The organism is Mesorhizobium sp. M0701, from assembly GCF_040320365.1.
Classification (GTDB): Bacteria; Pseudomonadota; Alphaproteobacteria; order Rhizobiales; family Rhizobiaceae; genus Mesorhizobium.
In genome coordinates this window covers 193,359-216,407 of sequence record NZ_JAMYPO010000005.1, presented here as the reverse complement: position 1 = coordinate 216,407, position 23,049 = coordinate 193,359, and the positions used below count along the sequence as shown (strand labels likewise).

Genomic DNA, 23,049 nt, shown 5'->3' with positions numbered 1-23,049 from the left:
TGCCGCGATGGGTTGTCGTCGCGTCAGACGCGCTCACCATCTCTCACCCGGTAAGTCGGCTTGTACATGGTGACGAGTTCTTCCGCGGCAGTCGGATGCACCGCCATGGTGCGATCGAAATCATCCTTGGTCAGGCCGGCCTTCAGCGGTATGCCGAGAAGCTGCGCCATTTCGCCGGCATCCGGCCCGAGAATGTGGGCGCCGAGGACCTTTTTCGAGGCGCCGTCGACGACCAGCTTCATCAGCATCTTTTCGTCGCGGCCGGAAAGTGTGTGCCGCATCGGCCGGAAGGTGGCGCGGTAGATTTCAACATTCGAAAAGCGCTTTGCCGCCTCATCCTCCGACAGGCCGACCGTACCGATCTCGGGCTGCGAAAAGACTGCGGTAGCGATCGTGTCATGGTCGGGCGCCGTCGGCTTGTCCTTGAAGGCGGTCTCGACGAAGCACATCGCCTCGTGGATTGCCACCGGCGTCAATTGCACGCGATGGGTGACGTCACCGATTGCCCAGATGTTGTCGATGTTCGTGCGGGAGTATTCGTCGACGTGGATTGCCCCGGTTTTGGTCATCTCGATGCCGACGCCTTCCAGGCCCATGTTCTCGGTATTGGGAATGCGGCCGATGGCGAGCATGACCTGGTCGACCGTCAGCACCGTGCCGCCGGTGACAAGCGCGTCGAGCCGGCCGTCAGGCCGCTTCCTGACCCACTCGGACACGGCGTGGCAGAGGATTTTTATCCCTTTCTTTTCCATCGTGTCGTGCAGCATGCGTCTGAGGTCCATGTCGAAACGGCTGAGGATCTCCTTGCCGCGGTAGACCAGCGTCGTGTCGACGCCGAGGCCGTGAAAGATGTTGGCGAATTCGACGGCGATATAGCCGCCGCCCTCGATCATGATTGCCTTCGGCAGTTCCTTGAGGTCGAAGGCCTCGTTGGAAAAGATGCAGTGCTCATGGCCGGGCAATGCCGGATGCGGCGCCGGTCGCCCGCCGGTAGCGATCAGGATCTGGTCGGCGGTAACGGTGCGATCCTCACCGAGAAGATGCACCACATGCCGATCGACCAGGGTGGCGCGCGAATGAAAGACCTCGCCGCCGGCGCCCTGCACGTTCTTCTTGTAGATGGCCTCCAGCCGGCTGATTTCGCGGTCCTTGTTGGCGACCAGCGTCTGCCAGTCGAAACGCGCCTCAGGCACCGTCCAGCCATAACCGGCGGCGTCGGCGAAATGCTCGGGGAATTGCGAGGCGTAGACATAGAGCTTCTTCGGCACGCAGCCACGGATCACGCATGTGCCGCCATAGCGGTATTCCTCGGCAATGCCGACACGCTTGCCGAGTGCGGCCGCGACGCGCGCCGCCCTCACCCCGCCGGAGCCGCCGCCGATGACGAAAAGATCGTAGTCGTAACCGGCCATGGCTGAACTCCTTGCCCCTCAAACCCCGAGACAGGTAGGCTGCCGACTATCAAAAGAAAAGCCCGGACTTGCCGGGCTTTTGGTCCAGTGGCGGTCAGGCGGCTCGGAAGTCCGCAATCAATTCGGTGTAGCGTCCGCGGGAGCTGCGCCATCGGCCGGAGCGGTACCGTCGGCAGGTGCAGCCGGCGCCTTGGCATTCGCCGCTGCACCCAGGGTCTCGCCGACCTGCTGGGCGAGATCGCGAGCCAGGCCGTTCTGCCAGATCTCGGCAGCCTTCACCAGTTCGCGCGTCACGATCGGGCCGTTGTCGAGCAGCTTCTTGCCGGAATCGGAATTGTAAAAGGCGGCGATTTCATTGAGTTCCTTTTCCGAGAATACCTTTGCATAGGCGAGCGCCGCTTCCTTTTCCAGGTCGGCGCGGCGCGATGCCAAGGCCATCGCCTTCTCGTTGATCGTCTTGGCGATCAGTTCCTGCATATCCGGGTTCTTCTGAATCAGCTGCTGCTCCAGTGCCGCGGCCGCTTGCGGCAGGATGCTGTCGAACGTATCCGTCGCATGGATCGCCGCGACGGCGGCGCGCGCCGCCTTCAAATGCGCATCGGTGACGTCCTGCGAAAACGCAGGCGACGAAAACGCGAAAACGGCCGAGGCCGCCAGAATGGCAAAAAAGCGGCCAACCCGGTTATGCAACATCATGATCGGTAAAACTCCCTGATTTTCGGGCGGCATGGACGGTTTGGATGCCGTCGCCGCCGGCTATGATGGCCGTTGATGCCAGCCCGATGAAAAGACCATGCTCGACCACGCCCGGAATGGCGTGGAGAGCATTCGAAAGCGCTCTTGTATCCGGAATGCGGCCAAAAGATGCATCGAGGATAAAATGGCCGCCGTCTGTAACAAATGGCTGGCTCCCCGTCATCCTCAATGTAACAGGGCCGGAAAGGCCAAGGTTTGCAGCCGCCGCGCCGACCGCAATTTCGGTGGCGCGCAGGCCAAACCGGTTGACTTCGATGGGCAGCGGAAAACGGCCGATCATCTCGACCATCTTGGAGCTGTCGGCGATGACGATCATGCGGGCGGAGGCCGCCGCGACGATCTTTTCGCGCAGCAGCGCGCCGCCGCCGCCCTTGACCAATGTCAGCGCCGGATCGATCTCGTCGGCGCCGTCGATGGTGAGGTCGAGCTCGGGCGTTTCCTCAAGGGTCGACAGCGGCACACCAAGCTCGCTGCAAAGGACGGCGGTGCGCTCCGAGGTCGGAACGCCGATGACAGTCAGGCCGGTGGCGACCTTGTCGGCGAGCAGCCGCACGAACTCGTCCGCTGTGGTGCCGGTGCCGATGCCGAGCCGCATGCCATCCGTGACATGGGCAAGCGCTGCCCGCGCGGCCTCAACCTTCAATTGCCTCGCATCCATGCCGGGTCCCGAGATTTGTTTCGGCGCTCGTAGCATTTTTGCCGGGCTGGTCAAAGGACCTTGCCCGCGGTGGATAAGCCGGCTTGCCTGAACGGGCCGCAGCGGTTATCGCCTGCCGGCAATCAAATCGTTACAGGACAGGCCATGACCCGACCGATCATCGTGTTCGACCTCGACGGGACGCTGATCGACACGGCGCCGGACCTGCTCGACAGTCTCAACCACAGTCTTGCCGCCAGCCAGCTCGCGGCCGTCGACGAAGCCGGCTTCAAGCGCTTCGTCGGCCATGGCGGCCGGGTAATGATCGAGCGCGCTCACGCAGCGCAGCACAGGTCGCTGGCAGTGGAGGAGCACGACCGCCTGCTCAAGCTGTTTCTGGACCATTACACCGTTAACATTCCCGGCAAATCGCGCCCCTACCCCGGCGTCCCCGGGGCGATCGCGCGGTTCGAGGCGGCCGGCTACCTGCTGGCCATCTGCACCAACAAATACGAGGCCAATTCAGTGGCATTGATCGAGGCGCTCGGCATGACCAGGCATTTCGCGGCGATCTGCGGCCAGGACAGTTTTCCGTTCCGCAAGCCCGACCCGCGCCATCTCACGCAGACCATCGCGCGCGCCGGCGGCGACCCGCACCGTGCACTGATGGTCGGTGACTCGCAGACCGACATCGACACGGCAAAGGCCGCCGGGATTCCGGTAGTGGCAGTCGATTTCGGCTACACCGACCGTCATGTGCGAGAGTTCGAACCGTCGGCGGTGATCTCGCATTTCGATTCGCTGACGCTTGATCTGGTCCAAGGGCTGATGGCCGCGGCAGAAGGCTGAAGCCGGACCTCAGGCGGCCGCAGATGCCGACCGACAAGTGGTTGACTTCGCAGGCCGGCCTCCCTTATATCGCGGCGCGCTTGGCCTTCGGGCAACGAGCGGGCGATTAGCTCAGCGGGAGAGCACACCCTTCACACGGGTGGGGTCGCAGGTTCAATCCCTGCATCGCCCACCATCTAACGTACAGAAATGGTTGGATGATTTAGCTTCCGCCGAAATCACCGAAAATCGGCACTGGCGCGCAACTCTCCGGCAAGTGCAGAATCTGGCCGAAATAGCTCCAACGTGGCCACGGTTTTCCAACTCGCGCCTATTGGGAGGGCGGGTTGGGGGTGCGAAGCACGGGCGCGGATAGATCCCTTACCCTGTCTATCTGCTCGGCAAGAAACTCTTGCCGGTCCACCGCCCCCATTCTGTCTCGCTTCAGTCCTCGCGCCAGCAACTCCATTTTTGAAAGCGGCGCGGCTTCCGCCCCTTCGGCAGTAGGGCTGAAATGAACGAAAGCTGGTCCATGTCAGGCAGCCTGTTCGTACAGGCAGCTCTGCGCGACATTGCAAGCTATAACGGCCTCGGCCATTTTTGGCGGGACACGTTGCCGCACATCTGCACCTGCTTTTTGATACCGAGCTTCCCATCGCAGTGTGGTCGATGATGTAAACAGCCGGGAAGCTGTTCGCTAGATAAAGTTCGGTCGGCTTGAGCATACGCATTCGAATATCGACTATTCGGTAAAGCTCGCCATGAACGGTCACGAGGCCGAAATGGTGTTATGGTATGCAAAGGTTCGTCAGCCGAGGATCCTGGTCGGTCCCCTGGTGTTTAATCTGGTGTTTGATCAAGAAGGCATGCACCCTTCTCGCGGTGATCGTTAACCGGCTGCTCGACCTTTTCCAATTTTCCGGTGACTAGCGCGTGGTGGTCAATGGTGGTGATTGTACCTAGAGGTGAATCTGCTTCCTGCCCTACGACCCCGGTGCAATGTTTCGCAAGCCATGCCGTAACGACGGCGGCCTTACCACCCCACCAGCGGTGATGGTACCCAAGGGTGTATCGGCAGCGTTCCCCCAATCCGGCGTGAATCTCCCGCCGTAAAGGGTCAATGAATCGCTGTGAATCGGGGCCAGGGTTGAAAATGCAGTTGAGTCTGAAATCAGGGGTTGCGGCGACTGCTCGACGTTGACATCCCGCCAGCCTTAGCTGCAATGGGAGCGCATGATTGGGGGAGAACAAATGGCAAAGTTACCCACGAAACCAAAGCTTTGTTTTGTTGTCGGACCGATAGGTGATGACGAAAGCGATGATCGCACCCACGCCGACTGGCTTTTGGAAGATATCATCCAGCCGGTCTTCGAGGAACATTTTGCCGAGTTTGTTGTAAAACGCGCGGACACCATCTCTGAACCTGGCCAAATCAACACACAGATAATCGACGCACTGCTGAATGCAGATTTGGTAGTGGCAGACCTAAGCACGCTCAATCCGAATGCGTTCTATGAGATCGGAATACGGCACACGATACAAAAGCCTATTATACACATGCATCTAGAGGGTCAGCGGCTGCCCTTCGACGTTGCCAACTTTCGTTCTATCAAATTCTCTAGAAAACGTCCCCGCGACATCCGAGCTGCGCGAACTGCGCTCAAAGCGGCAATCACGGCAATCCAAGCTGAGGAGTATGAGGTCGACAATCCGGTCACCTTCTCCCGAGGAAAGGTGGAATTTGAAAAGACCGCCACGCCCGGCGACTTGGTTGTCATTGACGAATTGGAAGCGATTAAGCGTCGCATGAATGAACTCGAGAGTTACGCAGTGAGTACCATTCAGCGTCGGGTAGCCACAGATCCTACATCTCCCAAAGTCGGCCGGGTGAAAGTTGCCATCTCATTTGCTCAAGGGGCTGGCGATAGAGAGATCGAGGTTCTTGTAAACAAGGTAGTCCGTACAATCTTCCCAACCCTTGTTCAGGCCTTCATCGAGACGGAACGAGTGATTCTAAATGTGGACGCCGTTGATGCCTCGTCCGACAACTTCACGCGCCTCTCAAAGGCCGCGAATGACCTAGGACTGACAGTTACTAGCATTATGTTCACTTAAGGCGGATACACTCCGGAAAAATGCCCCTCCGTCAGAAGGGGCATTCTTCGAAGAAGGAGAACGGTATCCAGTTCGGGCGCCTTTGCAGCGCGTCCCGCATGGTGACCGCTTGTTTAGTGGTGAGCCTGCTGCCTTCCAGAACAAACTGGCGAACGCCGTCAATCCGTTTGGGTGGCGGCATCACCGGCACCGGGTTCCCATCCCTGTCGATGTAGAAGTCATACACCCTTGGGTGCAGGTCTTTCTCGAAATAGCTGGCACGGCACTTTCCGCAATTCCGGCAATTTGACTCTGCTGAATGGGCGGAGAATATATTCCTAAACCATCAGAAGGTCACGTGCTCCCCACCACAACTATGACCCCGCGCATGGCCGGGCGCATGAGATGGCGTGTGCCGAGCGCCACGCCTTCATCCGGCGCGATTACCGGGAATACCTCGGCTTCCGGTTCAAGGAGCCGGAGCATGCTGAGGCGATGGCGTGGGTGTTCGGCGACGAAACCTACTATGCGCTCGACCGCAGCAAAGGCAGCGGCTGGGATAAGTGGCGGAAGAATGTCAAGCGGCGCCCGGCTTCTTGACCTTCCGGCGCTTCCGGGTCTGCACCACAACCCCGCTCCGCGTGTTCTGGCGCCCGTCCAGTGCCTTTACCGGGGGCAGCACTTTGATGTTGTCGTTACCGATGCGCGGGAGCTTCAACAGGCCTTCCCGCTCTAGCGCGGACAGCTTGCGCGCCTCGTTGCACATCGCCACCATGAATTTCAGGGCCGACACCGGATTGCCAACGATGGCACAAATCCGCTCCGTCGATTCCTCGTCAAAGCCAAGGCATTCGGAAAGCTGAAAGAGCAACACGCGGGCTTCGTCCAGGTCGAACCCCATTTGGTCGTCTACCTCTGTCTTACGGCCGGGCTTGACTAGGTTCTTCCGCTTCAGGAAGTATTTTTCGATTTTGGCGTAGAGGTCGAACAGCTTCTCCGACACGTCCAGCCACTTGCTGGCCACGCGCGCCGCAAGCAAGAGTGCCGGCAGGATGCCGACCAATATCAGGGTGCCTGGCGAAGAGTAGTGGAAGGACTTGATGCGTAGGCCGTCGTCCTTCGGGATTTGGCGATAGAGAAACAGCCCAAAGCGCCGGGTCTCGATGTCGCCGCGCCAAAACTGCGCCTGAACGATGGAATGCAGCTGAGCCCGCGTGTCCTCATCCTGCGCCACTAACGGCAGGAAGTAGCCGTAACTCTCAGTCAGGCTCTCGGACAGATGAAACAAGTCCTGAATATCCCAAGCGCCGTCGACATTGATTTCAATAGTACCGACCGGGTTTGCCGCCAAACCATCCTCCCAAGCTCTTCCCTAGAGCGCTTATACACGCTCACGCTCGAAATCGCTGGTCAAGAAGTGGGCTTTGCCAGATGATTCTCTGGGTGGTATTTATTCTGCCTTACAAGACAGCGCCGGTGCAGGATGTCAAAACTGAGTGGCGTGCTGCCCGCGTTGCTGCGGGACTGGATGACAAGGTTAATCCCTACAGCCTGAGGCACACAGCGGCCCGCTGGATGCGCCGAGAGGGCGTGAGTGAGTGAGACACCGCCACCCAGCTCGGACACAGGCGGCCGGGCGTTACGGAGCGCTACACGGCCTATGACCCGGCTTACCTCGCAGCTGCAGGTCGCCCCCTCGCCGCATCATGATTTCAAGCAGTCGCCGTGTTCTTTCGGCAGCCATAAATCAGCTACGGACGGCGCCTCCTTGTAGCGCAACGGTCCGCTATCCCGGAACAAACCTGCCTGGAAACGAGTTTCTGCTCATCGAAATGTGAGGGAAAGCCATGTCCAGACTTGTTTTGGCGACCGTCGTGCTGCTTGTCGGCGGATCGGCCTTTGCCGCAGGCGAAGATCCGCTGCCGCCGCAGAATGCCAAGAAGCTGTCGGAAATCATTGCCAAGGTCGAGCAGCGCGACGACTTCCGCTACATCAAGGAGGTCGATTGGGACAGCGATGGCTACACCGTCACCTATTACACGAGCGACAAGGCCAAAGTCGAAATCACCTACGATCCGGTGACAGCCGCGCCGAAATAGTCGCTGCCTGCAAAGGTTAGCATTCGAAAATGGCGCGCCTCGAAGGCCCCCGGCCTTCGGCACACCCTTGCGTAGATATGACTTTGATGGCTGACTGAGTGCTATCATTGCGCGCGGGGGTGGGCATGGCGACGGTAAAGCACGTATTGAAACGCTTTCTGATGATGCTCGCGGGTTATTTCATAGCGGTACTGGTTGGGCTGATCGCGGTGGCGGCGATCTATGGCGGGCTGAGTTCGCTGCCAAATGCGCCGAATTATTTCGACGTCATGGGTGTCACCCCCGTTGCGGTGCTGCTGTTGCCGCCGCTCGGCATGTTCATCTATTTTCTGACGATCGTGCTGACCGGCCTGCAGACGCTGATCTTCGCACTGATTGCCGAGTTTTTCTCGCTGCGCAGTTTTTGGCTGCACATGGTCTTCGGCGCGGCGGCCGCGGTTGGCGGCTTCGCCTTGATCTGGCCAAGTGTACCGGATGACACGAACGCGGAGCGCTGGGCCGATATCGGCATCATTGCCGCCGCAGGCGTTGTCGCGGGCTTGGTCTATTGGCTCATCGCCGGACGCGATGCCGGTTTCCGGCGTCCACTGTTTCAGCGCTAGAACCGCATTCGTCAGCTTGCCGGCGAACGCACCGCTTCCGTGCTGTCGAGCGCCTGCTGCAGCCTTGTATCGCGGCCGTAGACGTCGTTGAAGTATTCGACGGTGCCGGACAGGTCCGGCCACGCGGTGAAATAGGCGACATAGACCGGGATCTTGCGTGTCACGTCCTCGGTCGAATGTCCGTGTTTCAGTTTGTCCTCGATGTAGTCGACCGAGGTGCCGAGCACGGCAGCGGCCATGCCGCGCGGATCCTGCAAGCGAACGCAGCCATGGCTGAGCGCACGCATGTCGCGCTGGAAAAACGACTTCTGCGGTGTGTCGTGCATGTAGATGGCGTGCTTGTTGGGAAACAATATCTTCAGCTCGCCCAGCGCATTGGCCTCGCTCGGCAGCTGGCGCACGCCGTAGGGTATCTTTGCGCCGTAGGCGCCCCAATTGACCGAGGACGAGGGAATGCGCTTGCCGCGGGCATTGACCACCTCGTAGCCGGCGCGGTCGAGATAGCCAGGATCCCGGCGCAGCCGCGGCAGCATCTCGTTGACCAGGATCGATTGCGGCACGCCCCAATAGGGATGGAAGTCGACCTGCTGTATCTGGTCATAGAAGAAAGCAGTCTGGTTGGTGGGCCTGCCAACCACGGCGCGGGTCTTCAGCTTCTCCTCGCCATCATCGATATAGCTCGCGGTGAAAGCCGGCTGGTTGATGAAGACGCGCGGGCTGCCAAGGTCGGAAGGCAACCAGCGCAACTCTTCGAGCGCAACCCGAACCTTCTGAATTTTGTCGGCCTTGGACGTTCCGGCCAACGATGCAACGGTACGCGGGCCGATGACGCCGTCGCCTTTCATGCCGGCCCGTTTCTGCACCGCCTTGATCACCGGCACCAGCTCCGGATCGTAGACCTCGCTGGTAGCGAGCCTCGCCAAGACCTCGCCATAGGCGCCGCCCATCTCGTCATCGAGATTGCGCGCGATCTTTGTCAAAAGCTTCGGCAGCTCGGGGCTGGTCTGCCCCGGCTTCAACAGCAGATTGGGATCGATGGTGATTTCGTCTTCGGCGCTGGCCTGGAGCGCTTCCAGTTCGACGCGCAGCGCCTGATACTCGGAATTCTGTGGGTGCCGTGATTCGAGATAAGTGCGCACTTGCTGGGTATGGGCCAGCGTCGTCAGCACCCCTTCCATGTCGAGCGGCTTCGGCGGAAAATCGTAGTAGCCGGTCATGCGGTTGGGATCGACGCGGCCGCTTTGTGCGTCACGGGCGTAGCGCAGGACACGCGCCGACAGCGCCATCTCGAAGCGGACCAGCTCTTTCAGGCGTTCATCGACATTGCCCGCCGATGTGCCTGCTGCCGGAACTTCGACGGTGTAGTCGGCGGGCGTCAGGCCGTAGCTCGCGGCCTCGCCCAGCACCCGCACGGCATCCTGGGCACGGCTGCTGGGACTGGTTCCCGTCACCCAGATGAAATCCGGATTGGCCGAGTAATAGGCGATCAGCGCCTTGGCGATGTCCTTCTCGGCGTAGAGATCATAGCCGTCGAGGCCGGCAATGGCTTCGCGGAATGCAGCCCCGGTGGCCGCCGGCTCGAAAGCAGCGTCCTGAGGCGTTGCTGGTTCAGGCGCTGCCGACAGTGCCGAAAAATCGACGCGCACCAGCGGATCGCTCTTGTAGGTATAATAGGACGGGCCGCTGATTTGCGCACCACCACCGCCCCCACCACCGGAAGCGGCCGGCGCCCTGGGCTTCGGCTTGTATTTTGACGGTGGCGGCGGAAAGTTACCTTTCGGCGGTGCGTGTTTGACGCCGCCGCCGAAAAGCATGTCGAAGAACCCTTGCGCTTCAGCCTTCGGCGCCCCGAAGGCCAGCATTGCCGCGGCCACCGCAAACGGCAGCACGGTTGCTTTGTTTCCAAGGAGTTTCATGGATCACCCGCTCCGGTTGAACCGGATCCCGTTCCGCACCGCTTTCACGGTCTCGCCCACCCCATGGCGGATGTAAGGCGTGACTACACTGATTCATACTGATTTCGTTAAGCTTTCATAAATTTCGGAACGTCTGTTGCAGAACGGTTTCACAACGTCGTGACGGGGGAGCGAATCCACCGTCGCTCCCGACCAATGGTAGTGCCCGTGAGCCAAGCCTCAAGCGTTGGCGCCGCCGTCGATGGTCAATGCAGCGCCTGTCACGAAGCGCCCTTCGGGGCCGGCAAGCCAGGCGACCATGCCGGCGATCTCGTCGGCCGTGCCGAAGCGAGGCATCGCCATCCTCTGACGCTGATGCTCGGCGTGCGGGCCGGCTGCCGGATTCATGTCGGTATCGGTCGACCCAGGATGGACGACATTGGCGGTGATTCCGCGCGGACCGAGATCGCGTGCAAAGGCCTTGGTCAGGCCAACCAAGGCAGCCTTGCTGGCCGAGTAGGCGCTCAGGCCGGCGTCCGTGGCACGCTCGGCCAGATTGCTGCCGATCGAGATGATCCGGCCACCCTCGCCCATATGCGCTGCTGCCGCCTTGGCGGCGACGAACGGGGCTCTGAGGTTGACCTCCATCGTCTCGTCGAAATCGGCAAGCGACAGGGCATCGATCGGCGCAGCGCGCCAGATGCCGGCGCTGTTGACCAGGATGTCGAGCCGTCCGAAGGCTGTTGCTGCCTCATCGACCGCCGCCTCGATCGCCCCAGCATCGCGATTGTCGGCCTTGATGGCAAAGGCCCGGCCGCCGCCCGCCTCGATTTCCCTGACCACCGCACGCGCCCCTTCCTCGCCATTCACATAGGTGATCGCCACGCCTGCGCCGTCAGCCGCGAGCCTTCTTGCGATCGCCGCACCAATGCCGCGGCTGCCGCCGGTGACGAGGGCGGCCTTGCCGTTCAAGCTTCTGGATGACATCTGCTTCTCCATTTTGTAGTGATTGATACATAAATATCTGCCAGCCTTGCTGAACCACGTCAACCGAATTATGTATCGATCAATACAGAAAGGATGCCATGCCGGAACGAGGTCGCCCCCGCACCTTCGATCGAGCCGCCGCCTTGCGGCGCGCAATGGAAGTGTTTTGGGCCAAGGGTTATGAGGGCGCGTCGATAAGCGACCTGACCGCTGCAATGGGCATCAACTCTCCCAGCCTCTATGCCGCCTTCGGCAGCAAGGAAGCGCTGTTTCTCGAGGCAACCGAGCTTTACACGCGGGTCGAGGGAACCGAGATCTGGTCTGCGCTGGAAAAGGCGCCGACCGCGCGTCAGGCCGTCGAACGGTTCCTGCGGCAGACTGCCGGGGCCTATTCACAGACCGGTCGTCCGCAAGGCTGCCTTATCGCGCTCGGCGCATTGCACCAGGACTCAAGCCGCGGCGCCATCTGCGATGATCTGCGCCGTCGCCGTGCCGAAAACCGCGAAGCCTTGCTGAGACGCCTCGAGCGTGGCGTGGCCGAGGGAGAGTTGCCGGCCGATTTCGACTGCGGTACGGCCGCGACCTTCTACGCGACCGTGCAGCACGGCATGTCGATCCAGGCGCGCGACGGCGCGTCGCGCTCGGCTCTTCTGGCGACGGTGGCCGGGGCAATGGCAGCTTGGATAGCGATGGCCAGCACCGGGGCAGCGTGACGGTCGAACCCGGCTGACAAGAACGATATTCAGGTCACTGCAGAGACGACTCCAGCCTGCCGGCAACGAAGCCAACGGCACGCTCCACCACACCCCTGTCGGCGAGAATGCGGCGGTGGCCGAGCCCCTCGGCCCAGTAAAGCCGCACATGGTCGCCGGCGCGCGTGTAGAGCCTTGCATGCTCGGCGGACACTTCGCGGTCGTCCGGCGCGTGGATCACCAGCGTCGGCAGCGGCGTGCTTGCGAGCTGGCGGTCACCGGTGAACTCGTGCAACGGCCGGCCGGCGATGCGCTCGACCCGGTCGGCCATGGCGGCCTGCGAGCGCGAGCCGACATTCAGCATGCGGCTGAAATCAGCGAAGATCGCCGGCAGCGAGCTCGGCGCGGCGATAAGCACCAGCCGCCCGGCCGCCAATCGCGGGATGTTCCTGATCGAACCGGCGACGGCGTTGGCGGCAACGGCACCACCAAAGGAATGGCCGACAATTGCCGCGAACGGGCCGAACCATTCGCCGGCAACCCGTGCCGCATCGACCGCACTGACCAGGGTAAGCCGGCGGCCCTGCGACTGGCCGTGGCCCGGCAGATCGAGCGAGACCACCTTGTAGCCGGCATCGCGATAGGCTTCGATCAGCGTGCGCATGTATTCGGTGCGCGAACGCCAACCATGGATGACGAGCACGGTGCCGGCAGTCGCCCTGCCCGGCTCGGGCCGGAATTCATGCACCATGACGCAGCCGGTTCTGGTCTTTAGCCGGTGATGGCGTGCCTGGGTCATGAAATCGGCGGCGCGATCAATTGCGCGGCGCTCGCCTTTGCTCAAGCTCTTCTCGTGCGGCGTGCGGCAGAACAGCTCGAATGCAGCACGCCCGGTGAGTCGCGGTGCCACATGCTCAGCCACGCCGAACGTGCCGCGGATGACCTTCAGTCCAAATGATGCCATAGTGGCGATCCATTCATTGGTTCAAGCATGAACATAATAGTTCAAACATGAACATTAAGCAAGACCTGCCCTGGGACAACCCGCGTTTTCGCAACTGGGTCGCGGTGGCGCGCGCCTGCCATGTGGTGGAACGCACCCTGGCGGTGAAGCTTGCGCCGCTCGACCTGAAGCCGGCGCAGCTCGACGTGCTGATGAACCTCTACCGTCATCCCGGCATGTCGCAGCACGACCTTGCTCGTCGGCTGCTGGTCGGCCGCTCCAACATCACCATGCTTTTGCCTCAGCTGGAGACCCGTGGCCTGCTGCGCCGCGAGGGCGACGAGAAGGACAAGCGCGTGCTGAGGCTGACGTTGACAGAGGCCGGCGAGGCACTGCTGATGCAGGCGCTGAAGGTCCATATGGCGCTGATCGAGAAGGCGATGAGCCAGTCGACGCCGGAACAATGTGACATGATCGGCGAACAGATGCGTAGGATTGCCGAGGTTTTGAAGACCGCCTGACAGCCCAGTGCTCCACCACCAAATGCTTCACCACATCGATTTTTTCGCGCGCTCGGGCCATTCCTTGTCGTAGACCTCGCCGTCAATGTTCTTGCGGCTGGTGATTTCCAGGATTTGGCCGGGAGTCGGCAGCGATCTCGGGTCGACATGCCTTGCCGGATTCCACAGTTCCGATCGGTGGATGGCGCGGGCGCACTGGAAATAAACCGCATCGATCTCGATGATCGTCACCGAGCGCGCCGGCTTGCCCTCGACAGCGAACGAGGCGCAGAGCCCGGTATCGGTGGTGATGTGGGCGCGGCCATTGACGCGCAGCGTCGTGCCGGAACCCGGCACCAGGAACAGGAGCGCGATGCGCGGATCGCGAAGGATGTTGCTTAGCGAATCGGCACGGTTGTTGCCGCGCCGGTCCGGCATCATCAGCGTTTTCGGATCGTGGATGCGGACGAAGCCGGCGAGATCGCCGCGCGGCGAGCAGTCCAGCCCTTCTGGCCCGCAGGTTGCGAGCGCGGCAAACGGCGAAGCCTCGATGATAGCTGCGTATTCGCGAATCAGCTGGTCGAGTTCCTTGACCACTGACGCTTCACCAGGCAGGCCATAGAGCGCTTCGAGCTGTTCGACGCTGGTGATTATCGACATGTTTTCGTCTCCAAACCGTTGCCGGCGCTACTCCAGATGGATGACGTTTTCACGACAAGTGCCCGTTTGCCGGTCATCAGGAAACGGGTGTCGAGGCAACGCAAACAAGGGCAAACCGCTTTACCTGCATGATCGTGCCAACGGATACGGAGGTCAAAAATGGATAAACCGCTCGACCGGCGACGCACCGCCATGGAACTTATTGAAAACATGTTCAATGTTGAAATGCCTTTCCTGCAATCAGGGCCGGAGAGCCTCGATGTGCTTGCCGGCGCATTTCATGCCGAGATTGTCGTGCATGAGCCGCGCTCCCTGCCCTATGCCGGTGACTGGAGCGGCCTCGACGGCGTTGGCGCCCTTTTCCGCAAAATGCGGGAAATCTGGAGCGACGTGGCGGTGGAGGACCTTCAGGTCGCCCAAAACGATGACACGGTATTCATGAGCTGCTCGCTTTCGCTGACGTCGCGGGCCAATGGTGCAACCATCAAACAGCCGTTTGCCGAAGTCTTGCGCTTCAAGAATGACCGGCTGATCGAAGGCACGCCGTTTTGTTACGACACCAGCGAGATACTGGCGATCTGCGTTGACCTGAGAGTCCTGCGGGATCCATTTCAACGGTCGCGGCTCAGCCCCTTCTCTTCCAGTTCGGCGAGATAGGCGGCCCAGCGTGCATCCTTCTCATGACCCAGCGTATGCAGGTAGTTCCAGGTGAAGATACCGGTGTCGTGGAAATCGTCGAAGGTGATGCGCACGGCATAATTGCCGACCGGCTCGATCTTCAGGATCGCCACATTGCGCTTGCCGGGAACGGTGACGCGCTGTTCGGGCGAATGGCCCTGCACCTCGGCCGATGGCGAGGCGACCCGCAGAAGCTCAGCCGGCAACTGGAACGGCTGATGTCCCGGAAAAGTCACGGAAAGCAGCTTGCGGTCCTTCGAGACCCTGAGTTCCTTTGGCGCTGTCATGGTGGTGGATCCTGCGGAGAACCGCCCTTCCTACGCCGCTTCGCGTCGAGGGAAAAGGCCGCATGGAAAGTTCCGACATGATCTGTCGGCGTCGGAATGTTACCGATGATCGCGAGCTTCTATCTTGAATGGCAAGTTGGTTCGTATCACATAGCCATGTATAACGAAGCCGTTCACGGCCACGGGAAGCGCATAAGCATGGATATGATCGATCCTTTCGGTCGCACGATCACCTACCTGCGCGTATCGGTCACCGACCGCTGCGATTTCCGCTGCACCTATTGCATGGCCGAGGACATGACGTTCCTGCCGAAGAAGGACCTGCTGTCGCTGGAAGAGCTCGACCGGCTCTGCACGGTCTTCATCGAAAAGGGTGTGCGCAAGCTCCGCCTCACCGGCGGTGAGCCGCTTGTGCGCAAGAACATCATGCACCTAGTACGCCAGCTTTCGCGGCATCTCGAGAGTGGTGCACTGGAAGAGCTGACGCTGACCACCAACGGATCGCAGCTTTCCCGCTTTGCCACCGAGCTCGCCGACTGCGGCGTCAAGCGCATTAACGTCTCGCTCGATACCCTCGATGCCGACAAATTCCGCCAGATCACCCGCTGGGGCAATCTGGACAAGGTCATGGACGGCATCGACGCCGCGCAGGCGGCCGGGCTAAAGGTAAAGCTCAACGCCGTGGCGTTGAAGGACTTCAATGACGCCGAATTGCCGGAAATGCTGCGCTGGGCGCATGGCCGCGGCATGGATCTGACGGTCATCGAAACCATGCCGATGGGCGAGATCGACGCCGACCGCACCGACCAGTATCTGCCGCTGTCGCTGCTGCGCGCGGCTCTCGAACGCCAGTTCACGCTAAGCGACATTCCCTACAAGACCGGTGGCCCGGCCCGCTATGTCCAAGTCGCCGAGACCGGCGGGCGGCTGGGCTTCATCACACCGATGACGCATAATTTCTGCGAAAGCTGCAACCGGGTCCGGCTGACCTGCACCGGCACCCTTTACATGTGCCTCGGCCAGGAAGATGCGGCCGACCTGCGCGCGCCGCTGCGTGCGTCGGAAGGCAACGAGCTGGTCGCCGGTGCCATCGACGAAGCAATCGGCCGCAAGCCCAAAGGCCACGACTTCATCATCGATCGCCGCACCAACCGTCCGTCGGTGTCGCGGCATATGAGCGTCACCGGCGGCTGATTTTTGGCCGATTTCGTGCAAGAATAATCGCCTTGGCACCGGCGCGAGGCAAGGCGTGCAGCGGTTTTTTGCAGTCCTGACGTTTTTCGGAGTGATGGCGGGGACCACGGCAGTTGCCGCGCCATTTACCTACACGAACGAGCGCTTCGGTACCATCTGCACCTTTCCGGATGAAATCTTCACTCTTCGCCAGCCTGAGCCGGACAATGGCGATGGACAACAATGGCTCACTGCCGATGGCGCCAGCCTGATCTGTTCGGGTATCCTCAACATCGATGATGACACCCCGACAGCCTTCGTCTCCGCCGAGAGGGCCGGCAAGGAACCTGGCTACAGGATCACCTACAGCAAGACCGGCAAGGACTGGGCGGTGCTGTCGGGCATCAAAGGCGGGAACATCTTCTATGAACGCTGCCTGTTCGGAAAAGACGGTGTCATCCGCACGGTCTGGATCGACTACCCGCCAGCCCTGAAATCGAAATACGACCCGCTCGTCGATGCGATCGCCGGCAGCCTCAGGGGACCGTGAGCATCCGGCGACGTCAGAACTTATTGGCAGCCTATTGTTTTTGCTAGCGAGTCACGGTTGTTGGCGCGTGTAGTCATACCGCACGGCAAGCCATTTCTTGCCGCTGCCATTGGCCTGCAGGAAATGCTGCTCGGCCACCTCGTGATTATCGCCATCTCTGGAAATGGTGAAATCGGAGGCCGTGAACCGCCCTTCGACCTCGGGCCCGAAGCCGACGAAACCAAGCGGCTCGAACAGGAGTGAAATCTTGCCGTCCTCCTCGCCACCAAAACTCCAGGCGGGCATGATCCCTGCCGGGAAACGGGTGTCCATGGAGACATACTTCCAGCGGCCCTCCACCCGGTCATAGCTCAAATAGGCTATCCGCTGGAAGTCCGGCATTTTCGACCCGGGCGCCGGGCGCATCACCTCCTGCATGAAGGGACCGATCATCGTGCGCTCGGCCACCAGCCCGGTCATGACGATCGGCTGCGCACCGGGCGTTGGCCAGATCGTGTTGACGACGGACCATTTCCCGACGCGGCGAGCGAGCTCATCCGCTTCGTGACCCGGCGTGGACATCCGTTCGACTGCCGACGCCGAAGCGCCGTTCTCGGCGAACGCAGGCGCTATCGCCATGAGGATGACCGCCAGGGCAGAAGAGAACCGGAAAGCCGACGAAACATGCCGCCTGCTGCCTGTGCCAAGCCAGTCCGCATTGCCTCGTGCATTCATCATGGACCATCTCCCCAACACGATCAGAAGCTTACAATGACCAATTTGGTGAATCTTGCCGAGCAAATTTGATCTCGTCGAAAAATTTCCTCGCGCCGCAGTGTGATAAATTTGCCCTCCGGACCCATCCTTTAGAACGGCACCTTTTTTGGGGTCACACCCAGAAAAGGTCTTGTCCGCAAACGGTCACCGGATTTACCGCAAGCCCATTCGGGCCTAGCCTCTGCTCTGGAGCGGTTCTTCGCCCAGTGGGGGAATACGATATGCGCAAACTCATTCTTTCTCTTGCATTGCTCAGCCTCGCGGCCCTGCCCGCGGCGGCCCAGTCGATCGGCGGCACCTATGCCGTGGCCGGCACCAATTTCGATGGGTCGTCCTATGGTGGCGACGCGACGATCACGCTGACCAGCGAGACGACCTGCACGATCCATTGGGAGACAGGCGGCTCGTCCTCGGACGGTATCTGCATGCGCAACGACGATGCCTTCTCCGCCGGCTATGTCATGGGCAAGGCGGTCGGTCTAGTCGTCTACAAGGTGCAGGACGACGGCTCGCTGCGTGGCCTGTGGACGATTGCCGGCAAGGAAGGCAACGGCACCGAGGTACTGACGCCCAAATAAGCCCTGCCGCTCTTGCGCGGCAGATGTCACGGTCCACAGAAAGGCTGTGGCCCAGCCCTTTGACGTTGCTGTCTTGTGGGTGCCTGCTAGACGCTTGCTGCAGGACTCACCCGGTAATCGCCTTGCCTCTTTCGCCAAACCTCCGCGGCGCGTTGTTCATGATGGTGGCCATGGCTGGTTTCACTCTCAACGACGCGATCACCAAATTCTCATCGGAATCGATGAACATGGCGCAGGTCATGCTGATCCGCGGCGCCTTCGCTTCGCTTTTCGTTGGCCTGCTTGCGTGGCAACGGGGCGCGCTTGCCCGGCCAGGTTCGATGCTGCAGCCGACCGTTGCGCTGCGCGTCGCCGGCGAGGCCGGCGCCACCGTGTCGTTCCTGGTTGCTCTGGCACATCTTCCGATCGCCAATGTCTCCGCCGTGCTGCAGGCGCTGCCGCTGGCGGTGACGATGGGCGCAGCACTTGTGTTCAACGAGGGCGTCGGCTGGCGGCGCTGGCTGGCTATTGCCGTCGGTTTTGCCGGCATGCTGATCATCGTGCGGCCGGGCTTCGAAGGGTTCAGCGTCTTTTCTCTGCTGGCGCTGGCCAGCGTCGCATGCTGCGCGGTGCGCGATCTCGCTACCAAGCGGATACCGCAGGCAATTCCGACATTGCTGGTGTCGAGCGCCACCGCGCTTGCCATGACGGTTCTGGGCGCGGCATTGCTTTCACCGATGGGCGGTTGGACACCGATGACAGGACAAAGCACGGCGTTCCTGGCGCTGGCGGCGGTGCTCGTGCTCATCGGCTACCACTTCATCATCACGGCGATGCGGGTGGGCGATATCTCCTTCATCGCGCCGTTCCGCTACACCGCCCTGCTCTGGTCGATCCTGCTTGGCTTCACGATCTTCGGCGACGTCCCGGATCTGCCGATGATCGTCGGTGCCACGATCATCATCGCGTCGGGCCTCTATGCACTCTACCGCGAACGGATCGTCGGCCGGCGAAAGACAGCCGCCGAAAGCACTGGACCGGACATGGCGCCGGACGGCATATAGAGTGACTGTCGACGACTGTCTGATTTGAAAACTGGATTTTGGGTCTAGGCAGCAAACGATGGGCCGACATATCGCAGGGATCATTCTGGCCGGCGGCCGGTCGAGCCGGATGGGCGGCGGCGACAAGACGCTGCTTGCGCTGGGCGACGGCACCCTGCTCGACCGTGTCGTTTCGCGCCTTGGCCCGCAGGTCGGACCGCTTGCGCTAAACGCCAATGGCGATCCGACACGGTTTGCCGCGACGGGGCTTCCGGTGCTTGCCGATACCGTCAAAGGTTATGCCGGGCCGCTTGCCGGGATCCTGACCGGCCTCGAATGGGCTTCCGACACGACCTGCCAGGCGCTGGTCACGGCTGCCGGCGATACGCCTTTCCTGCCGAGGGACATGGTCGAGCGGCTGCTCGCGGCAGCCTATGCGCGCTCTGGCTCGATCGCCGTTGCTTGTTCCGGCGGCAAACGGCATCCGACCTTTGCACTCTGGCCGCTAGGGTTAGATCAGGCCTTGCGACAATTTCTCGTCGAGGAAGACAACCGGCGCGTTGCGGCGTTCATCGACCGGCACGGTTTTGTCGAGGTGGAATTTCCCATCCTGAAATCGGGCGGGGCCGAGGTCGATCCGTTCTTCAACATCAACACTCCCGACGACCTTGCCCAGGCCGCGCATCTGTTGCGGAGCATCGAACCATGAAAAGACGTATCTTCGGCATCACCGGCTGGAAGAACTCCGGCAAGACGACATTGACCGAAAAGCTGGTGGCCGAGCTCGTCCGGCGCGGCTGGAAAGTGTCGACGATAAAACACGCCCATCATGATTTCGACATCGACAAACCAGGGGCGGACAGCTTTCGCCACCGGCAGGCGGGAGCGATGGAGGTCGCGGTCGTGTCGGGCAGGCGCTGGGCGCTGATGCGCGAATTGCGCGGCGAGGACGAGCCGACGCTAGACGCGATCCTGTCACGGCTGGCACCGTGCGACATCGTGTTGGTCGAGGGTTACAAGCGCGAAGCGCACAAGAAAATCGAGACGAGACGGCTCGAGGCCAAGGACCGGACACCGCTCTCGGCAGGCGATCCACACATTGTCGCCATCGCCTCCGACTTCCCCATTGTCGGCGAAGACCTGCCGGCCTTCGATCTCGACGACACGAATTCGATAGCTGACTTCATCGAGCGCGCCACAAGCCTGTCGCGCTGAAAATGCGGCAGAAGACAGTTTCCGCCCACTTGCTTTCCAATTTAGGCGTCTGACCCAGCGTCATCGCTTTCTGAACATGACCTTCCCTCAAGCGACGGTTTTGCAGTTGCTTTTTCTTGGGAAAGAATGGGAGTATCGCATCAGCGGGCGGTCAAAAGCACCGCCCACAGAGCCGTTCGGGAACGACGGCCGGGACCAACAGAGAGGACCATTATGCGTATTGCACTGCGTATCGCGCTTGCCGCTTCGGCTGCGCTGCTGACGCTTGGCGTTGCCCAGGCCCAGGAAAAGACCTTGAGGATCGGCACCGAGGGAGCCTATCCCCCATTCAACAATCTGACAGCCGACGGCCAGCTCGTAGGCTTCGATATCGACATTGCCAAGGCGCTCTGCGACGAGATGAAGGTGAAGTGCACCTTTGTCGCGCAGGACTGGGACGGCATCATTCCCGCCCTTCAGGCAGGCAAGTTCGACGCCATCGTCGCGTCGATGTCGATCACGCCGGAACGCGCCGAGAAGGTCGACTTCACCCACAAATATTACAATACGCCGCCGGCGATCGCCGCCCCCAAGGACACTGACATCAAGGGTGTAACCAAGGAAGATTTGGCCGGCAAGACGATCGGCGTGCAGGCGTCCACCACGCATTTCAACTATTCGACCAAGACTTATACCGACAGCACCGTCAAGCCGTACCCGACCGCACAGGAATACCAGCTCGATCTGGCCAATGGCCGGCTCGATGCCGCCAATGACGACATCGTCGTGCTGCAGCAATGGCTGGATTCGCCGGACGGCGCCTGCTGCAAGCTGGTCGGCACAATCAAGCCGGTCATCGAAATCCACGGTCCGGGCGCCGGCATTGCCGTGCGCAAGGGCGAGACCGATCTGGTCAACCAGTTCAATGCGGCGATCGACGCCATCCGAGCAAACGGAAAGTACAAGGAAATCAACGACAAATACTTCAAATATGACGTTTATGGCGGCGAGTCCTGATCGACCGACATGCGAGGACTTGAACGGCGGGAGATTCCCGCCGTTCTTATAAGGATGCCGCGCACGAGGGGTGACGCGGCACGGGTCCCAAAGAGCCTCAAGGAGAACAGGCAGGCGGATGCAGAGCGCACTGACGCTTCTCAGTTGGGGACCCGAAGGCTGGCTCGACGACATCGCCGCGGGTGTGTTTGTCACGGTATGTCTTGCGCTGGCCACTCTGCCCTTCGGGCTGACGCTCGGCTTTTTCGTGGCGCTGGCCAAACAATCGGAAGAGCCGTCGCTGAGACTGGCCGGGAACATCTACACCACGATTTTTCGCGGAATACCCGAGCTGCTCACGCTGTTTCTGATCTTCTTCGGCATCCCATTGATCCTGCAGTACATTGTCCAGCTGGTGAGCCCCGGAACGTCCGCCGACGTCAACAGCTTCGTCGCCGGCATGATCGCGCTGTGCTTCATTTTCTCCTCTTATTCCAGCGAGGTGTTTTTATCCGCCTTCCGCGCCATTCCAAAAGGGCAATATGAGGGAGGCTATTCGGTTGGCCTGTCCAGCGGCCAGACGATGCGGCTGATCGTGCTGCCGCAGTTGATCCGCATCGCGTTGCCCGGACTTGCCAATCTCTGGCTTATCCTGCTCAAGGACACCGCGCTCGTCTCGGCCGTCGGCCTCAACGAGATCCTCCGGCAGAGCGGGGTTGCCGCTCGCGTCACCAAGCACGCGTTCCTGTTTTACGGTTTCGCCGGCCTCATCTATCTCCTGCTGGCGATCGTCTCCTCCTTCGGCATCAACGCGATCGAACGAGCGGTCGGCGGCAGCGAGGTCAAGAGATGAGCCTTGCCACCGACACGCTGAAGGTCGACCGGCCGCCGCCGCCCGCACGCGGCTGGTCGCGTCAACGCATCCTCGGCCATGTCCTAGTCGGCCTGTGGATCGCTCTCGGCATTGGCATGGTCGTCTACCTGGTCGCTGCGTGGAACCCGGAGTTCTTCCAGAAATATGCACCCGGCTACATATCCGGCCTCGGCATCACCCTGTTGCTGGTTGCCATCTCGATTGTGCTTGGCGCGATCCTGTCGGTGCCGATCGCCTATGCACGCATGTCGAAGAACCCGATCCTTTCGGGGTTCGCCTATGCCTATGTCTATTTCTTTCGCGGCACGCCGCTGTTGGCGCAGACCTTCCTGGTCTACTATGGGGTCGGCTCCTTCCGGCCGGAGCTCGAGATGGTCGGACTGTGGGGCTTCTTCCGCGAAGCGTTCAACTGCGCGATCTTCGCCTTTTCGCTGAATACGGCCGCGTACCAGGCCGAGATTTTGCGTGGCGCAATCGAGAGCGTGCCGAGGGGCCAATGGGAAGGTGCCGCCTCGCTCGGCCTGCACAAAGTGCAAATCCTACGGAAAATTATCCTGCCGCAGGCGCTGATCGTGGCGCTGCGCCCGTATGGCAACGAGATCATCCTGATGATCAAGGGCTCGGCGATCGTTGCCATCATCACCGTCTATGATCTGATGGGCATCACGAAGCTCACCTATGCGCGCACTTTCGACTTCCAGTCCTTTATCTGGGCGGCGATCATCTATCTGATCATTGTCGAGATCCTGCGTCACGCGGTCGAATGGATCGAACGGCGCATCACCATCCATCTGCACCGCTGACTCCCATCGCATTGCCTGATCCGGTAAGAAGAC

The 23,049-nt window shown here is 61.0% G+C and carries 28 protein-coding genes and 1 tRNA gene; 18 read left to right on the top strand and 11 right to left on the bottom strand.

The genetic code is table 11. The features are described 5' to 3' along the window. Positions 1-23: 23 nt before the first annotated feature. The 3 genes from gor to rpiA form a co-directional block, all read right to left on the bottom strand. Complete coding sequence (gor, locus tag NKI24_RS07675) at positions 24-1,412, bottom strand: glutathione-disulfide reductase (RefSeq protein ID WP_352448902.1); 1,389 nt, start codon at positions 1,410-1,412, stop codon at positions 24-26. 117 nt (positions 1,413-1,529) lie between these two features. Beyond that, the gene (locus NKI24_RS07670) at positions 1,530-2,108 is read right to left on the bottom strand and encodes a DUF2059 domain-containing protein (protein WP_352448901.1); all 579 of its coding nucleotides are present in this window, start codon (positions 2,106-2,108) and stop codon (positions 1,530-1,532) included. Further along, the gene (gene rpiA / locus NKI24_RS07665) at positions 2,095-2,826 is read right to left on the bottom strand and encodes a ribose-5-phosphate isomerase RpiA (protein ID WP_352448900.1); all 732 of its coding nucleotides are present in this window, start codon (positions 2,824-2,826) and stop codon (positions 2,095-2,097) included. Before rpiA ends, NKI24_RS07670 begins: the two co-directional genes overlap by 14 nt. A gap of 144 nt (positions 2,827-2,970) precedes the next feature. On the opposite strand from rpiA, the gene NKI24_RS07660 reads away from it, so the two are divergent. The 3 genes from NKI24_RS07660 (at position 2,971) to NKI24_RS07650 (ending at position 5,748) form a co-directional block, all read left to right on the top strand. Then, positions 2,971-3,654, top strand: a complete 684-nt coding sequence (locus NKI24_RS07660; RefSeq protein WP_352744237.1) for a phosphoglycolate phosphatase — start codon at positions 2,971-2,973, stop codon at positions 3,652-3,654. Between the two features lie 100 nt (positions 3,655-3,754). Continuing rightward, a tRNA-Val gene (locus NKI24_RS07655) sits at positions 3,755-3,829 on the top strand. Positions 3,830-4,884: 1,055 nt separating this feature from the next. Continuing rightward, positions 4,885-5,748, top strand: a complete 864-nt coding sequence (locus NKI24_RS07650) for a hypothetical protein (protein ID WP_352744236.1) — start codon at positions 4,885-4,887, stop codon at positions 5,746-5,748. A 31-nt stretch (positions 5,749-5,779) separates the two neighbouring features. Here NKI24_RS07650 and NKI24_RS07645 read toward each other — a convergent pair whose 3' ends face one another. Further along, on the bottom strand, positions 5,780-5,974 hold the full coding sequence (locus tag NKI24_RS07645) for a hypothetical protein (protein ID WP_352744233.1): 195 nt from the start codon (positions 5,972-5,974) through the stop codon (positions 5,780-5,782). Positions 5,975-6,132: 158 nt separating this feature from the next. Between NKI24_RS07645 and NKI24_RS07640 the strand changes: the two genes are divergently transcribed. Beyond that, positions 6,133-6,327, top strand: a complete 195-nt coding sequence (locus NKI24_RS07640; RefSeq protein WP_352744231.1) for a hypothetical protein — start codon at positions 6,133-6,135, stop codon at positions 6,325-6,327. Here the strand turns inward: NKI24_RS07640 and NKI24_RS07635 are convergent. Further along, on the bottom strand, positions 6,305-7,078 hold the full coding sequence (locus tag NKI24_RS07635; RefSeq protein ID WP_352744229.1) for a hypothetical protein: 774 nt from the start codon (positions 7,076-7,078) through the stop codon (positions 6,305-6,307). The two genes, NKI24_RS07640 and NKI24_RS07635, sit on opposite strands and share 23 nt — an antisense overlap. A gap of 496 nt (positions 7,079-7,574) precedes the next feature. On the opposite strand from NKI24_RS07635, the gene NKI24_RS07630 reads away from it, so the two are divergent. Together NKI24_RS07630 and NKI24_RS07625 are read left to right on the top strand one after the other, a co-directional pair. Next, the gene (locus NKI24_RS07630) at positions 7,575-7,826 is read left to right on the top strand and encodes a PepSY domain-containing protein (RefSeq protein WP_352744226.1); all 252 of its coding nucleotides are present in this window, start codon (positions 7,575-7,577) and stop codon (positions 7,824-7,826) included. 125 nt (positions 7,827-7,951) lie between these two features. Then, positions 7,952-8,428 carry a hypothetical protein gene (locus NKI24_RS07625; RefSeq protein WP_352744224.1) on the top strand — a complete coding sequence of 159 codons (477 nt, stop codon included), beginning with the start codon at positions 7,952-7,954 and terminating at the stop codon, positions 8,426-8,428. Between the two features lie 11 nt (positions 8,429-8,439). Here the strand turns inward: NKI24_RS07625 and NKI24_RS07620 are convergent, their stop codons facing one another. Both NKI24_RS07620 and NKI24_RS07615 read right to left on the bottom strand, forming a co-directional pair. Beyond that, positions 8,440-10,344: a L,D-transpeptidase family protein gene (locus tag NKI24_RS07620; protein ID WP_352744221.1), complete on the bottom strand. Its 1,905-nt coding sequence runs from the start codon at positions 10,342-10,344 to the stop codon at positions 8,440-8,442. A 219-nt stretch (positions 10,345-10,563) separates the two neighbouring features. Further along, on the bottom strand, positions 10,564-11,310 hold the full coding sequence (locus tag NKI24_RS07615) for a 3-oxoacyl-ACP reductase family protein (RefSeq protein WP_352744218.1): 747 nt from the start codon (positions 11,308-11,310) through the stop codon (positions 10,564-10,566). A gap of 98 nt (positions 11,311-11,408) precedes the next feature. Between NKI24_RS07615 and NKI24_RS07610 the strand changes: the two genes are divergently transcribed. Next, positions 11,409-12,023 carry a TetR/AcrR family transcriptional regulator gene (locus NKI24_RS07610; protein WP_352744215.1) on the top strand — a complete coding sequence of 205 codons (615 nt, stop codon included), beginning with the start codon at positions 11,409-11,411 and terminating at the stop codon, positions 12,021-12,023. A 34-nt stretch (positions 12,024-12,057) separates the two neighbouring features. On the opposite strand, the gene NKI24_RS07605 is transcribed toward NKI24_RS07610, so the two are convergent. Next, on the bottom strand, positions 12,058-12,966 hold the full coding sequence (locus NKI24_RS07605) for an alpha/beta hydrolase (RefSeq protein WP_352744212.1): 909 nt from the start codon (positions 12,964-12,966) through the stop codon (positions 12,058-12,060). Between the two features lie 47 nt (positions 12,967-13,013). On the opposite strand from NKI24_RS07605, the gene NKI24_RS07600 reads away from it, so the two are divergent. Further along, entirely contained in the window at positions 13,014-13,466 is a 453-nt protein-coding gene (locus tag NKI24_RS07600; protein WP_352448891.1) for a MarR family winged helix-turn-helix transcriptional regulator, read from the top strand. 27 nt (positions 13,467-13,493) lie between these two features. Here the strand turns inward: NKI24_RS07600 and NKI24_RS07595 are convergent, their stop codons facing one another. Then, positions 13,494-14,105: a pyridoxamine 5'-phosphate oxidase family protein gene (locus NKI24_RS07595; protein ID WP_352744209.1), complete on the bottom strand. Its 612-nt coding sequence runs from the start codon at positions 14,103-14,105 to the stop codon at positions 13,494-13,496. A 159-nt stretch (positions 14,106-14,264) separates the two neighbouring features. On the opposite strand from NKI24_RS07595, the gene NKI24_RS07590 reads away from it, so the two are divergent. Further along, positions 14,265-14,762 (top strand): nuclear transport factor 2 family protein, encoded by a 498-nt coding sequence (locus NKI24_RS07590; protein ID WP_352448889.1) that lies wholly within the window; start codon positions 14,265-14,267, stop codon positions 14,760-14,762. On the opposite strand, the gene NKI24_RS07585 is transcribed toward NKI24_RS07590, so the two are convergent. After that, on the bottom strand, positions 14,717-15,070 hold the full coding sequence (locus NKI24_RS07585; protein WP_352448888.1) for a gamma-butyrobetaine hydroxylase family protein: 354 nt from the start codon (positions 15,068-15,070) through the stop codon (positions 14,717-14,719). The two genes, NKI24_RS07590 and NKI24_RS07585, sit on opposite strands and share 46 nt — an antisense overlap. 198 nt (positions 15,071-15,268) lie before the next feature. On the opposite strand from NKI24_RS07585, the gene moaA reads away from it, so the two are divergent. Both moaA and NKI24_RS07575 read left to right on the top strand, forming a co-directional pair. Then, a complete protein-coding gene (gene moaA, locus NKI24_RS07580; RefSeq protein WP_352744204.1) occupies positions 15,269-16,264 on the top strand; it encodes a GTP 3',8-cyclase MoaA in 996 nt (331 codons plus the stop codon). A 55-nt stretch (positions 16,265-16,319) separates the two neighbouring features. Next, a complete protein-coding gene (locus tag NKI24_RS07575) occupies positions 16,320-16,793 on the top strand; it encodes a hypothetical protein (RefSeq protein ID WP_352744201.1) in 474 nt (157 codons plus the stop codon). A gap of 51 nt (positions 16,794-16,844) precedes the next feature. Here NKI24_RS07575 and NKI24_RS07570 read toward each other — a convergent pair whose 3' ends face one another. Beyond that, positions 16,845-17,573, bottom strand: coding sequence for a hypothetical protein (locus NKI24_RS07570; RefSeq protein ID WP_352448885.1), 729 nt, complete (start codon positions 17,571-17,573; stop codon positions 16,845-16,847). Positions 17,574-17,770: 197 nt separating this feature from the next. Here NKI24_RS07570 and NKI24_RS07565 point away from each other — a divergent pair, with 197 nt between their 5' ends. The 7 genes from NKI24_RS07565 to NKI24_RS07535 all read left to right on the top strand — a co-directional run bounded on the left by NKI24_RS07565 (position 17,771) and on the right by NKI24_RS07535 (position 23,016). Then, positions 17,771-18,127, top strand: coding sequence for a hypothetical protein (locus tag NKI24_RS07565; protein ID WP_352448884.1), 357 nt, complete (start codon positions 17,771-17,773; stop codon positions 18,125-18,127). Positions 18,128-18,249: 122 nt separating this feature from the next. After that, the gene (locus NKI24_RS07560) at positions 18,250-19,170 is read left to right on the top strand and encodes a DMT family transporter (RefSeq protein ID WP_352744197.1); all 921 of its coding nucleotides are present in this window, start codon (positions 18,250-18,252) and stop codon (positions 19,168-19,170) included. A 58-nt stretch (positions 19,171-19,228) separates the two neighbouring features. Continuing rightward, the gene (mobA, locus tag NKI24_RS07555; protein ID WP_352744194.1) at positions 19,229-19,858 is read left to right on the top strand and encodes a molybdenum cofactor guanylyltransferase MobA; all 630 of its coding nucleotides are present in this window, start codon (positions 19,229-19,231) and stop codon (positions 19,856-19,858) included. Beyond that, positions 19,855-20,364, top strand: coding sequence for a molybdopterin-guanine dinucleotide biosynthesis protein B (gene mobB, locus NKI24_RS07550; protein ID WP_352744191.1), 510 nt, complete (start codon positions 19,855-19,857; stop codon positions 20,362-20,364). The genes mobA and mobB overlap by 4 nt, the downstream gene beginning before the upstream one ends. Before the next feature lie 213 nt (positions 20,365-20,577). Beyond that, positions 20,578-21,360: an ABC transporter substrate-binding protein gene (locus NKI24_RS07545; protein WP_023717637.1), complete on the top strand. Its 783-nt coding sequence runs from the start codon at positions 20,578-20,580 to the stop codon at positions 21,358-21,360. 118 nt (positions 21,361-21,478) lie between these two features. After that, on the top strand, positions 21,479-22,192 hold the full coding sequence (locus tag NKI24_RS07540) for an ABC transporter permease (protein ID WP_352744189.1): 714 nt from the start codon (positions 21,479-21,481) through the stop codon (positions 22,190-22,192). Then, positions 22,189-23,016, top strand: a complete 828-nt coding sequence (locus NKI24_RS07535; protein ID WP_352744186.1) for an ABC transporter permease — start codon at positions 22,189-22,191, stop codon at positions 23,014-23,016. Before NKI24_RS07540 ends, NKI24_RS07535 begins: the two co-directional genes overlap by 4 nt. The last annotated feature ends 33 nt before the right edge of the window (positions 23,017-23,049 follow it).

Coding starts and splice junctions, on each gene's coding strand:
- gor (WP_352448902.1), bottom strand. CDS start 1,412: ATGGCCGGTTACGACTACGATCTTTTCGTCATCGGCGGCGGCTCCGGC.
- NKI24_RS07615 (WP_352744218.1), bottom strand. CDS start 11,310: ATGTCATCCAGAAGCTTGAACGGCAAGGCCGCCCTCGTCACCGGCGGC.
- NKI24_RS07605 (WP_352744212.1), bottom strand. CDS start 12,966: ATGGCATCATTTGGACTGAAGGTCATCCGCGGCACGTTCGGCGTGGCT.
- mobA (WP_352744194.1), top strand. CDS start 19,229: ATGGGCCGACATATCGCAGGGATCATTCTGGCCGGCGGCCGGTCGAGC.
- NKI24_RS07660 (WP_352744237.1), top strand. CDS start 2,971: ATGACCCGACCGATCATCGTGTTCGACCTCGACGGGACGCTGATCGAC.
- NKI24_RS07565 (WP_352448884.1), top strand. CDS start 17,771: ATGCGCAAACTCATTCTTTCTCTTGCATTGCTCAGCCTCGCGGCCCTG.
- NKI24_RS07640 (WP_352744231.1), top strand. CDS start 6,133: ATGGCGTGTGCCGAGCGCCACGCCTTCATCCGGCGCGATTACCGGGAA.
- NKI24_RS07585 (WP_352448888.1), bottom strand. CDS start 15,070: ATGACAGCGCCAAAGGAACTCAGGGTCTCGAAGGACCGCAAGCTGCTT.
- moaA (WP_352744204.1), top strand. CDS start 15,269: ATGGATATGATCGATCCTTTCGGTCGCACGATCACCTACCTGCGCGTA.
- NKI24_RS07600 (WP_352448891.1), top strand. CDS start 13,014: ATGAACATTAAGCAAGACCTGCCCTGGGACAACCCGCGTTTTCGCAAC.
- rpiA (WP_352448900.1), bottom strand. CDS start 2,826: ATGGATGCGAGGCAATTGAAGGTTGAGGCCGCGCGGGCAGCGCTTGCC.
- mobB (WP_352744191.1), top strand. CDS start 19,855: ATGAAAAGACGTATCTTCGGCATCACCGGCTGGAAGAACTCCGGCAAG.
- NKI24_RS07545 (WP_023717637.1), top strand. CDS start 20,578: ATGCGTATTGCACTGCGTATCGCGCTTGCCGCTTCGGCTGCGCTGCTG.
- NKI24_RS07590 (WP_352448889.1), top strand. CDS start 14,265: ATGGATAAACCGCTCGACCGGCGACGCACCGCCATGGAACTTATTGAA.
- NKI24_RS07535 (WP_352744186.1), top strand. CDS start 22,189: ATGAGCCTTGCCACCGACACGCTGAAGGTCGACCGGCCGCCGCCGCCC.
- NKI24_RS07610 (WP_352744215.1), top strand. CDS start 11,409: ATGCCGGAACGAGGTCGCCCCCGCACCTTCGATCGAGCCGCCGCCTTG.
- NKI24_RS07620 (WP_352744221.1), bottom strand. CDS start 10,344: ATGAAACTCCTTGGAAACAAAGCAACCGTGCTGCCGTTTGCGGTGGCC.
- NKI24_RS07625 (WP_352744224.1), top strand. CDS start 7,952: ATGGCGACGGTAAAGCACGTATTGAAACGCTTTCTGATGATGCTCGCG.
- NKI24_RS07630 (WP_352744226.1), top strand. CDS start 7,575: ATGTCCAGACTTGTTTTGGCGACCGTCGTGCTGCTTGTCGGCGGATCG.
- NKI24_RS07540 (WP_352744189.1), top strand. CDS start 21,479: ATGCAGAGCGCACTGACGCTTCTCAGTTGGGGACCCGAAGGCTGGCTC.
- NKI24_RS07595 (WP_352744209.1), bottom strand. CDS start 14,105: ATGTCGATAATCACCAGCGTCGAACAGCTCGAAGCGCTCTATGGCCTG.
- NKI24_RS07670 (WP_352448901.1), bottom strand. CDS start 2,108: ATGATGTTGCATAACCGGGTTGGCCGCTTTTTTGCCATTCTGGCGGCC.
- NKI24_RS07650 (WP_352744236.1), top strand. CDS start 4,885: ATGGCAAAGTTACCCACGAAACCAAAGCTTTGTTTTGTTGTCGGACCG.